Below are 11484 nucleotides of genomic sequence, written 5' to 3'. Positions count from 1 at the left end.
ACCATCTGCCGTGGCCGGAACGGTTTGGTGATGTAGTCGTCCGCTCCCAGGTCGAACCCGAGCAGCACGTCGTCCTCAGTGGAGCGCGCGGTGAGCAGCACGATCGGCACGTCCGACTCGGTCCGGATCGCGCGCATCACGTCGATTCCGTCGACCAGCGGCATCATCACGTCCAGCACCAGCAGGTCGGGGTTGCGCCGCCGCGTCTCGTCGATCGCCGCCCGTCCGTCGTGGACGACCACCACGGAATGCCCGTCGTGCTCGAGGTACCGGCGGACGAGTTCAGCCTGGTGAACGTTGTCCTCGGCGACGAGAATGTGGGCACACACAGTGCGAAGTATGCAGGCCTTCACGACAGTCAAGCGGGACGTAAACAGGTTCTTCATCAGTTCCGGCGAGCGTTGCCGTCATGAAGGTCCACCTGACTCTGACAGCGGTCGGCTTGACGGCGCTGCTGCTGACGACGGTCCAGTTGGCTGGCAAAATCTCTCCTGCCGCAGCACCGATCACCACGCCGGTGCCGGTTTCGGTGCCGTCGCCGAACACGCCTGACTCGGTTCCGTCCGCCCGGCAGCGCCATCGCCACCGCCTCCGCCTCCGCCTCGTGTGTACGCGTCGAGCTCGGACCTGCCCGATGGACCTGAGTTCCCGGTCGCTGGCAGCGGCACGTTCCACGTAGTCCCCGGCACCGGTGACGTAGTGGGCACGGGCCCGGTGCGCACCTACGCCGTTGAGATCGAGGACGGCATCACGATCGACGAACATGCCTTTTCGGTGTTCGTGGACCGCACTCTGACGGACCCGCGCGGCTGGACGGCCCGTGGCGCGCTTTCAGTGCGTCGTGTAATCGGTGTCGCGTCTGTGCGTGTGCGTCTCACGTCACAACAGACCGCACGGAACGTGTGTGGGTTCGAAATCCCGATCGACGTCTCGTGCCGTGACGGCAATTTCGTGTACCTGAGCGCGGCCCGCTGGACGCGCGGCGCCGTAGCGTTCCTGCCGGACCTCAACGAGTACCGGACGTACATGGTCAACCACGAGGTTGGGCACGCGTTCGGGCAGGGACACCGCCCGTGCGACGTGAACGGCGGACTGGCGCCGGTGATGATGCAGCAGACGTTCAGCGTGTCCAACGACGAGATCGTCCGCATCACCAATGGCGTCTCCCAGGGCGCGTTCATCCCGCGGGACGGGAAGGCGTGCAAGGCGAATGGGTGGCCGTATCCATGACCTTCGTGGCCATGACCGTGGTCGTGGTCTCGCCCTCGGCCGTGAACACCGGCTCGACGCGTAGCAACCGTTCGGCCACCTCAGCTCCAGCGGGCGCGTACTGACCGGTGAGTTCCGGCAGGCGCGTGAACAACTGGTCCGCCGCTGCCGGCGTTTCCTCACGGGTGGCCGGGCGTAGCTGGCGAACCACGATCGTGCGGTCGGATTGGTCCAGGCCTTTAGGCGCACTTCCAGCGGGCGCAGGGCTGACAGCAACCGCCAGGCGAGCGCGTTGGTCGCCGTCGAGTCGATGTGCTCGAGCCGAGCGCAGACAGGTTGGCTGGCCTCGCCAAGTTCTGCAACCTTGGCACGAAACGATGGCTGCTGTCGGGGCCTGGGTGATTACACACAGGGCACGGAGTTGTCGGACTGCAAGGTTGGGGCTGGCTACGACAAGGGCCAGACGCCATCGCCCCGCGGCCACCTCCTCCTAATGCGTAGTCACCACTCGCAGGTGGGACGCGAACAAGTGCTCGTACGGCGCCTCGCTCGCCACGAAAGCCGGTGTCCGACGGACATCCGTCGGATCTCACCATCCGGCGCACGGCCTTCGAGGAAGAGGTCATCCACAAGGCCGACCGCGCTGGCATGGAACCGCACCAAGTTCGGTCTGGCGTCATCGCCAAGCCCCGGCGCGGAATCACGGGTCAACAGACGGCCAGAACCGTGGCGGCATACCGGCGCTCGGAGACCTCCCACCGCCAACCGGCGGCACAGCGCCAACCACGGACTGGCCCCGATTCCGTTCGAGCATTAGACGGTACAAGCACAGGCAGTATCGGCGGTGCAGGTCAGGGTCGCTGCGGCATAACACCGTCTCCACGATTCGAGACGATTGACAGTCGACGGATCTGATGACGGTGCCGTTGTTACGCCTGCCTAAAGCCATAGGTCCAGCAGGTCTTCTACCTCGACCGGGGTGCCTCGCACTTCGGCCATCACCTGCTTGTGCTCCTGGTCGATCGGATGCGTGGACTTTGCGAACGCGGCCGTGGCCGCATCGAAGTCCTCGCACTCGACCGCGTAGATCAGTAGTGGCCCGTCCGAGGTGTCCACCAGCATCGCTCGCTCGTGCCGCACACCCTCATCGACGAACGTGGCCCGCACTTCGTCTGCGCGTAGCCGTGCCGTCGCCAACCACGTTCGGAGTTGGTCCACCTTGCTTGGTTCTACGCGGGTAACCCGGATGGTCATCACATCGCAGTCTAGCCCCAATGTCGTGTAGTTAGGGCTTGGATCTGGCTGTCAAGATCGCACAGGACCGCTGATCCCGAGACCGTTGGTGTGAGATTTCCGTGGCAGCTAGACGACATTCATGCATGGTCCGATAGGGCCTGAAGGGAGCCCTCCGTAGCAGCACCGAGGTACCCCGACGAGTTGGGATCTCGAGCGGTCCGGTTGTGTCGAGAGCCGGATCTGAAGTCGGCGATTCGGCTGCTGGCCGAGCAACTCGGGGTACATCGCGAGCACTGCGCGACTGGATCCGGCAGGACGAGGCCGAACGCGACGACAGCGCTCCCTCGTGTGGAACGGCGAGATCGTCAAGGTGCCGAGAGTCAATTCGCCTGACGTCCGGGTGCAGGCTGCCCTGCCCGATGGCACCGACGGAAGTACCGCCCTCGGCGTCGACGGTCTGGTCCGCCAGATCAGGGTGGTGTTCACCGACCTGTGGTTCAATCGGGAGGTCGGCCTGCTGATCGGCGCCCGCTACGCGGCGCTCTCCCGCAGCTTGATCGGCAGTCGTGATCGGGCACTGTTCGGCGTCGCCGATCCGGACGCGACGACAGAGGCTGGGCAACCTTTGCCGCATCCAGAGCTCATCGAGCACGACGCGCAGGTGTTGTTCGTGCCGACCTGGTAGCGATCGTGGACCGGTAGTCGTCGAGGCGCTGGTCGATGTTCGTGCCAGTGAGGATGTTGCCGACGGTGAATTCGGGTGTCGGCGTGCTGAGAGGCCGGAGTTCTCGCTGCGAACACCAGATAGGGACACACCGCGATCCCGCCGGGCGTGAACATGCAGATGATCGTTCCAGCTTCGCAGCCGGACAGTGGCTTGCCCGCGGCGTTGGGGAACCGGAAGTGTGTGATGTCGAGGTCTGAGCTGCCGAACAGCTCGGTCAGGGCGTGGATCTCCTGCATGTGCATGGTCGTTTTCGCGAGCTGACCTTGGGACTTGATGCCGCGACCCATGCTGCCGAGCGGGTTGAGCAGCACTGAACGCGCGCCGTGAGCGCGGGCGAACTCGCACAGATCGACGTACTCCTCGTTCTGTGCCAACGAGTTCGGAGTGCACAGCGAGCCCTGCAGGATCCCTGCCGCCCCGAGCTTCTGCGCCGTAGCGACGGTGAGGTCGAAGCTGGCCCGGTCACCGCGGAACTTGCCGTGCGAGTCCGCGGCGAACCCGCCGAGCGAAACGTTGCAGTGCGCCTCAAGACTCGCGAGCTCGGCGATCTGCTGGTCGCTCAGTGCTGTCGCGTTCGTGCACACCCCGACGGCCATGCCAGCCGCGCGGAACTTTCGCACGACGGCCATGAAGTCGGGATGGATTGAGGGCTCCCCGCTGGTCAAGGTGATCCTCCGAACCCGCGCGTCACGAAGCTGTGGGATCACCTTGCCTACGACGTCGGCCAGGGACATCTGCCTGCCCGCTCGAGTCGCCGAAACGAAGCAGTCGGCGCAGCGCAGGTTGCAGTCCTCGTTGATCTGGACGAGAACCTTGCGACACGGACTGTCCACTGTGGTGCGGAAGAAACTGCACATCGCGAGTGCCTCCTCGGTGATGCGAGCGAGTCCTCGTGGAGCGGCGCAATGCGCACGTGATCACCACCAAGGTGATCAGCGCGAACGCAGGGTAGGCCCACCCGATCGCGGACAGCCAGCCGGGTCGGCTGATCGTCCAGATGGTTGGCTGCCGGTGCAGCTGAAACGCGATGACGTCCGAGAACATGGCCGGCACCCACAGCCCTAGCAACGTGATCCGCGCCCATGGAGAGATCTGGGCGTGCACCAGCCAGATCAGTAGCGGCACGACCCACACCCAGTGGTGGTCCCAGGAAATGGGTGACAACAACAGCCCGAGAAACTGTACGGATAGCACACCAATCAGTGTGTCGTTCGCCTGGATCGCAGCTCGCAACGCGAACAGGGCCAGCACCATCGACACGAGCGCCGCGATCACCCACGGCCAGGACAGGCCTACGTCATAGCCGAAGGTCCGAGACAACGCTCCGCGCAGCGACTGGTTGTGCGCGGTCGCGATCGGACCCACCCGGTCAGCGTCGGCCAGCAACTCGAACCAGTACTTCTTGGTCTGGTCGAAGTCCACCAGGAAGCCGAGGCCGACGCTCGCGGCGAACGCGGCAACCGACCACCCCGCGGCTGCCCATCGGCGCGTGGCCAGGAAGTACAAGCCCGAGATCGCCGGTACGAGCTTCACACCGGATGTCAGACCGAGCCCGGCACCGGCCACCCGATCGTCATGGGCGACCATCGCGGCCAGCACGATCGCAGCCAGTACCAGGTTGATCTGACCGAACTCGAAGGTGTGGAAGACCGGCATCATCCACAGCAGCACCGCAGTCCACAGGATCGCGCGCTGACGCCACAACCGGGCGTTAGTCGTCCAGGACTCGCCCGCGACCAGCCGTAGCGCAACTCGCACCATCCAGTACAGGCACAGCACCGACAGCAGACGAAAGCTCCACTGTGCGAGGCTCCAGAACATCCACGTCATCGGCAGGAACACCAGCGCGCCGAATGGCGGATAGGTGAACGGCAGCGGGAAGTCCGGCGGCGAGTGCGGGGAGAACACCTGATACAGGTCGCCGTCGAGCACGTGCGGGGCGAGCGACCAGTATACGTAGAGGTCGATGGACTCGTTGCCGAAGCCGGTGACGATGATCCAGGTGCGCACGGCCAGAGAGATCGCGAGCAGCCATGGCGCGACGGTCAGCAGCCGTTGTTCGAGCCTCACAGTGCGACCTCCGAGCGTTGTGCCGCCACGCGCAGTAGACGAGGCGTCGTCGCAAGGGTGACTAGGCCGAGCGCCGGGTACACCCAGGCGAGTGCGGAGAGCGGCCATGGCCTCGGAATCTCCCAGATGGACGGTTGTTGGTTGATCAGAAACGTGATCACGTCTGTGGTGGTGACGAGCACCCAGGCTCCGGCGAGCCCAAGGCGCATGGGATGTCCTGCGCTGTAAACCATCCAGAGAACGGCCGGGATGATCCACAGCCAGTGGTGACTCCACGAGATCGGTGAGACCAGCAACCCGAGCATCTGCACCGTGACCACGACCGAAAGCTGGTCCCCTGCCCGCACCGCAGCACGCAGGGCGAACCACGTCAAGGCAGCCGACACCGCGACTGCTACCAGCCAGGGCCACGACATCTCGACGTCGTAACCGAACGAACGGGACAATGCGCCACGCAACGATTGGTTGATCGCCGACCCCACCGGTCCCACCCTGTCCGCGGCACCGAGCAACTCGAACCAGTAGCGCCAGGAGTCTTGGGCCGACACGACAAACCCGAGCGCCACGGTGATCACAAAGCCCACGGCCGACCACCCAGCGGCAGTGAATCTGCGCATTGCGAGGAAGTACAAGACCGAGATCCCCGGAGTCAGCTTCGTCCCGATGCCAGCACCAACGCCCAGTCCTGCCAGCGCTTGACGTGTCGCCACCATCGCAGCGAAGATCCCGGCAACCAGGAGCAGGTTGATCTGTCCGAAGTCGAAGGTCTTGCGCACTGGTTCGAACCAAAGTACGACGGCGGTCCACAGCAATGTTCGGCGCTGCCACGTGACGTCATACGGCTTCTCTGCCTTTGCGGCCACCAGCTTCAGCGCCGTCCGCACCAGCCACCACAGGCTGAACAGTGAAAGAACCTGCCACAGGATGCGCGCGGCGATCCACGGCAACGCGGACACTGGCAGGAATACCACCGCCGCGAACGGTGGATAGGTGAACGGCAGTTGGAAGTCTGCCGTGAACGGCATGTTGATCTCGTAGAGTTGGTCCGACAGCACGTTCGGCGCGAGGCTCCAGTACACCTTGAGGTCGATCATCCCCCAGTTCGCCGGGTTTCCCAGCGTCCAGGCGTAGATGCCTAGCGACAGGCACAGCAGCAGCGGTGCGAACCTCAGCACGCGGTTCTCGAGCTCAGCCACGGTTACCTCCCACCAACTGCGGTGCGTTGACCGGTTGTGGCTGCAGGAGGGACCGGCCGACCCACACGCCGGCCACGACGGTGGCGGCCAGGTACGGCCACCACACCCAGGGGTTCATGTTGTCGTAGGTCCAGCGCCAGACGATCGTGCCGTCGGGCAAGGTGACCAGCACCATCCACACCGAAATGCCGGCCAGCACGGCGATTCCGCGCTTCTTCCAGGCGAAGGCGGCGGCCAGTGCCAGCGTCCACGTGAAGTACCAAGGAAGAACAGACGGCGCGAGCAGGGACGCGGCGAGCAGGGCGATGGCCGCGCGCCTGATCGCGTCCACACCACCTTCCCTGGCCAGCCACCACAGGCGAACGAGCACTCCCGCGAGCACGACCACCCCGGACGCGCGGAAGAAGCTGAGGAAGCCTTCGCGGGTCCATCCGGGAATGTGTGTGCCGATCGAGTAGAAGAGGACCTCCGCCGCCGCGCAGGGCAACGACATCCAAGTCAGCAGGGGGCTCTGGGACTTCAGTACACCAATCCAGCCGAGACCAACGCCAGCGATCATGCTGGCCGCAGAGAAGACGACTACGAAGACCGCTCCTCCAGTCCCGGCGGCCATCAGAAAGCGATGCCGTGCCGACCCGCTCAGCCGAGCCGCCCACACCCACACGAGGAACGGCGCCACCAGCAGCGCCGTCGCCTTCACCGCTACGGCCAGTGCTATGAAAGCGAACCCGCGGAGGTGTTTCCGATCGAGGACGTACAGCACGCCGACCACCATGAACCCAACCATCAGAATGTCGTTGTGCGCCCCGCCGATGCCCAGCGCCAAGATCAGCGGATTGGCGACCGTGAGCCACAACGCGACGTTGGCGCGCCCGCCCAGATGCCTTGTCAGGCGAGGAATCGCCCACGTGAGCAGCGCCAGTCCGGCGAGCGCGACGACGCGCATGAAGATCGCGCCAAGGATGACATTGTCCCCGGTCAGGAAGACCGTCACCTTGCCCAGCAACAGGAATAGCGGCCCGTATGGCGACGGCGTCTCCTGCCACAGGTCCGCTACGTTGCCCCGTAGCGGTAGGTCCAGTACGGACGCTCCACGGCTGTACGGATCGAAACCGCGCATCGCGACCGCACCCTGCGCCAGATAGCTGTAGACGTCCCGGCTGTACAGCGGGGGCGCGATGGTCAGCGGCGCGGCCCACACGGCGGTGGCCATCGCGACCATGCGGCCACCGGCCTGATCCGCAAGCACCAGCTGGCCGAGCCGCACCCACGACAGCACCATAAGTCCCAGACCAGCGAACAGGACCATGAATGCGAGGTCGTGGCCATGGCCGTACCTGACCGCGTTCAGGGGCGTGTCGCTCAGCAGCGGGTCCCTGCGGACGATCGCGCCAGCCCCCAGCCCACCGACTGCGAGGAGCATGGCGCCAACAGCGCCAGGCAACAGGCTTCGTCTCGGAATTCGCCGGAGCAGTCCCAGCCATCCGTTCACGACCAGATCCACCTTCTTGAAAATGTTTCTTGATGCCTCGCGGCGAGCGCGATTGCGACACCGATCTCACGGGTCAATGCAATCGGGTCCGAACCGGAACTGGCTCTTGCTGGCAGGCGATCAGAAGACCGCGACGCGGCCGACAGGTGCTGCAGTTGCTTCTGCCGATCGGATCAAGACGGCGTTAACCCGCGGAGAATGGCGTTGGGCGCCCTCGTCGAGCAGCTGACAAACCCCGGTCGCGCAGCCGGTAGCCGATTGGGGGCCATCGCCGAGGAAGCGCGGAAAGACGTGCAGGTGGGAGTAGAAGATCTTCTGGAACGGCTCCGTGCTGTTGGCCAGGAATAAGGTCGCACCGTCGTAGCGCAGTTCAGAGTGCCACAAAGCACTGCCGATCCGGTGCCTGATCTGTCAGACGGAAGTACCCAGGTCATCGTCCAGATCTTCAAGTGCAACAGCATGTGCGTCCGCAGCTCATGTCCCAGCGTCCCCGCTATCACTCCCATAAATGCAACGCTGGTGTCGTCAGTGTGCGCCACGCTCGGTTCTGCCTCGGATGCGACGATCATGCGGAGAACGCGACCCCGTGTTGATCCACACTGGAATGATAGATTCTTCCGATGACTCCTTTGGTCATATAGACCGACCGGGCGCCAAGAGGTCATAATACGTAGCACCTTCGGGCAGTTTATGTGGCCATTGGGCTGCAGTCTGACGTCGTTGAGCTGAACCAGTCGCGCCTTCAGGCCCCTCCTGCCTGGCGTTCGGCACGGGTGTCCTGGTCCACGACACAGGGCATCCCCGCCAGCAGGAACGGCAGCCTCTCGGGTAGTCGTTGTGCAACACGAACGACGACTCGCCACGGTTGTCGACGATGAACCCGCGCGACCTGCCCTGGATCTCCGCGTCGACACCCGTTCTCTTGTTCCGGCTGTGAGGGTGCGTCACCGCGACGCGACCGGGGCCGGCGGACACGTGCACTCTCCATTGAGGCGACGTTGCTCGGCGACGTTGTTGCGGAGTTCGACAGCGGTCATCGAGGCCCGGCGGCGCCGACCGAGTGGCGGGATTTTCAGTGGCGGCTGCAGCGGCGACTACCCGTAGTTCGCTGACGAGGGCGAAGTCGCGAACCTTGATGGCGGTGTCTCGAAGGTCTGCTGATGAGCTGTCCGCGGCTGTGACAGGGTGCGGTGATGCCTCCGTTGGGTAAACGAGGCGCGGAGACGTTGGTGTGTCTTGTGTGGACAAACGGCTGACCGCGATGGACCTGGTGTCTGGTGGATTGGGGCGCGGTTGTCGCGAATCAGCCTCCCATGTGGTTCGGTCAGGCACCCATGCATGTATTGGGGTGTCAGAAGGTCCTTGTTCGTCGACCGGCTCTGATCGTGTCGGCGCTGATGTCGACGCGGTGTTGGGGTCGTTGGCCTGGTTGCGGCGAACCGTTGGGGGCGAACGGGTCGCGTACTGTGCCCGTTGTGTCATTTCGGCCTGCTGGTCGAGGCTGGTGAGATGAGGTTCTGGTGAGGTGTTGTTGGTGTCGTTGCCGGTTCGATGCTCGTCCCGCTCGTCGTGGTGGGTCCGCCGGGCCGGAACGGTACGGGTCCCGCAGGCCGCGTATTTCCGCCAGGACACGGTAAGTGGGGCCTCGGTGGTGGGTGTTCCAGGTGGAACACCCACCACCGACTGTCCCTCCTGTGACCACTAACAGGTGGACCTGGACGGCTGAGGCGCAGGTCTATGGCTGGGCACACACCTGTGGCGGGTATGGCGACGAGTGCGCGTCATACCGTCGCAAGTCGCTTCCGAAGACGCCGTCGTCGCCATCCCGATGCGCGGGTTCGCGTCCTGCCGTCTGCTCACTGGTGTGCCAGACCCAGCATTGGCCGTGAGAAGTTGGCGATCATGACGACCAATGAGGTCGAACTCACCGTTCTGCTTGACCAGACTTGATAGCAAGCTGGTCGTGGTGCCGGATGTCGCCGGCTTCCGGCACAACGGGAACGTTGCTTCACTCGGCCCCATCAGATGAAGGAACGGTGTGAGGCCGAGCTGTCCATCGATGTCGATGGGCAACGGCACGCGATCTCACCGCAGCGGTGCGCGGCCAACCGATACACGATGGCAGCGAACGCATCACCCGAGACCTGCTCGACCTGGTCCCCGTCGACTTCGCCGCCGAACGCTCCACTTCCACTCCGGCTCGGCGGCCGCAAAACCGGGCGACGACCAAGCAGGCCAGCGTCTGACGGTCTCCCTGCTGCCGATCCGCCTGCGGCCCGCGCACAACGAGCTCACGACCTCCTGCCTCGCCAGACTGGCCACCCCGCACGGCATCGACTACACCGAGCTGTGGTCGCAGGTCAGCACCAACCGCCGTCACTGCGGCGTCATCGTGACGCTTGACGGCGACCTGCTGGTCGAGGTCACCGGTCAGACCCGCGAACGGCCCTCCCGGACCTGCGGTCGTGCAAGACGCCCATGCGCAGAGCCTTTTAGGCCTGTGTCAACCCGGAGGCGGGCTAGGGAACGCGGCGTTCACCAAGGCAGCCGTGAGCCAGGCACTGGCCACCGGACCCGGCCGTGATGAGCGCGCGGTCCTCACCGAACTGCTCGGAACCGGTGTGCCGCTGCGGATCGCGGTCGACACCCCCGCAGGGGTGGTCGAGCAGAACGCGGTCCTGACGGCATCGCTTGAACCCGGAGCATTCAAGGGCTCTGCTGGCGGCGAGGATCGCTTCGGACACGGTCTGCGCATTGAACGTGTCGGTTGAATCGGGTGACTGGCAGCGGAACGTGGTGGTTCCCGACGCGGTCCAGTCCACAGTGCCTCGCGTTGAAACCCACGCGGACGAACAGATTTGGAGTGTCCCGCGCGACCGGGTCATCGGGTCGTTGCGCCACACGTGGGAACTCACCGGGCAGCAGGGCATTCGGCAACAATCCACATTGGAGGCCCGGCCGTTCGTCGCCGTGGCCTTGCACGCCACACTGCAGCGCGCGGTCGCGCGTGAAGACCTCTCGTCAGTGACGACGGCAACCGCCGGACGCACACTGGCGAACAATCTGCTGAAGGCGTTGTCCTCGCAGGGATACCGGATTGAGGTCGGCGGACCACCGCTGGTACTCAAGGCCGACCTGCACGACCGGGAACTGCTGGACGTAGTGGGTGACCGCTACCTCGTGCGGGCCACACCGTCGTGGGTGGTGGTGCCGGCAGGAGCGGTACCGCTGCTGAGTGGCCGAGACGAATCCGTGCTCCTCGACGTAGACCAGCAGGGCCTCGCCGATCTCGGCCTCGACGCGGCCCGATCAACGCCCCGCGCCGGACCGATACGATGTCCCGCGGGCCGACGGCGACCTTCTCCGGGATGGAGACCGCTTCTAGCGACCTGACGACCGCCGCTGGTGGGCTGGCGACCATCCAGGAGGAGAGGCTACCGAGGTTGCTCGAGCGAACGCGCCGGGCGATGCCGGATTACGTGACCGAAAGTCTGGGTTTCGGGAAATCCATACAGCACACCCATGTCGGGGCATCGGCATCCGCACTGTCGTCA

The 11484-nt window shown here is 64.8% G+C and carries 9 protein-coding genes; 3 read left to right on the top strand and 6 right to left on the bottom strand.

Features of this window, described 5'->3' with window-relative positions; translation table 11 throughout:
- The coding region (locus ACH413_RS12300; RefSeq protein WP_360045982.1) for a response regulator at nucleotides 1-329 on the bottom strand (329 nt) is incomplete at its 3' end.
- A gap of 277 nt (nucleotides 330-606) precedes the next feature.
- Here ACH413_RS12300 and ACH413_RS12295 point away from each other — a divergent pair.
- Entirely contained in the window at nucleotides 607-1230 is a 624-nt protein-coding gene (locus tag ACH413_RS12295; protein ID WP_360031257.1) for a DUF3152 domain-containing protein, read from the top strand.
- A 918-nt stretch (nucleotides 1231-2148) separates the two neighbouring features.
- On the opposite strand, the gene ACH413_RS12290 is transcribed toward ACH413_RS12295, so the two are convergent.
- The 5 genes from ACH413_RS12290 to mptB all read right to left on the bottom strand — a co-directional run bounded on the left by ACH413_RS12290 (nucleotide 2149) and on the right by mptB (nucleotide 7942).
- Nucleotides 2149-2463: a DUF6176 family protein gene (locus ACH413_RS12290; RefSeq protein WP_360031255.1), complete on the bottom strand. Its 315-nt coding sequence runs from the start codon at nucleotides 2461-2463 to the stop codon at nucleotides 2149-2151.
- A gap of 513 nt (nucleotides 2464-2976) precedes the next feature.
- Complete coding sequence (locus ACH413_RS12285; protein WP_360031280.1) at nucleotides 2977-3954, bottom strand: radical SAM protein; 978 nt, start codon at nucleotides 3952-3954, stop codon at nucleotides 2977-2979.
- Nucleotides 3860-5242: a glycosyltransferase 87 family protein gene (locus ACH413_RS12280; RefSeq protein ID WP_360031253.1), complete on the bottom strand. Its 1383-nt coding sequence runs from the start codon at nucleotides 5240-5242 to the stop codon at nucleotides 3860-3862. Before ACH413_RS12280 ends, ACH413_RS12285 begins: the two co-directional genes overlap by 95 nt.
- Nucleotides 5239-6438, bottom strand: a complete 1200-nt coding sequence (locus ACH413_RS12275; RefSeq protein WP_360031251.1) for a glycosyltransferase 87 family protein — start codon at nucleotides 6436-6438, stop codon at nucleotides 5239-5241. The genes ACH413_RS12280 and ACH413_RS12275 overlap by 4 nt, the downstream gene beginning before the upstream one ends.
- On the bottom strand, nucleotides 6431-7942 hold the full coding sequence (mptB, locus tag ACH413_RS12270) for a polyprenol phosphomannose-dependent alpha 1,6 mannosyltransferase MptB (protein ID WP_360031249.1): 1512 nt from the start codon (nucleotides 7940-7942) through the stop codon (nucleotides 6431-6433). The genes ACH413_RS12275 and mptB overlap by 8 nt, the downstream gene beginning before the upstream one ends.
- A gap of 2537 nt (nucleotides 7943-10479) precedes the next feature.
- On the opposite strand from mptB, the gene ACH413_RS12265 reads away from it, so the two are divergent.
- Together ACH413_RS12265 and ACH413_RS12260 are read left to right on the top strand one after the other, a co-directional pair.
- Nucleotides 10480-10701, top strand: coding sequence for a hypothetical protein (locus tag ACH413_RS12265; protein WP_360031247.1), 222 nt, complete (start codon nucleotides 10480-10482; stop codon nucleotides 10699-10701).
- Entirely contained in the window at nucleotides 10685-11323 is a 639-nt protein-coding gene (locus ACH413_RS12260) for a hypothetical protein (RefSeq protein ID WP_360031245.1), read from the top strand. Before ACH413_RS12265 ends, ACH413_RS12260 begins: the two co-directional genes overlap by 17 nt.
- Nucleotides 11324-11484: the final 161 nt, after the last annotated feature.

It is taken from the genome of Lentzea sp. NPDC020367, from assembly GCF_044387305.1.
Taxonomy (GTDB): domain Bacteria; phylum Actinomycetota; class Actinomycetes; order Mycobacteriales; family Pseudonocardiaceae; genus Lentzea.
Note: the sequence above shows the minus strand (reverse complement) of the source record. Positions and strands in the feature narration are given on the sequence as shown.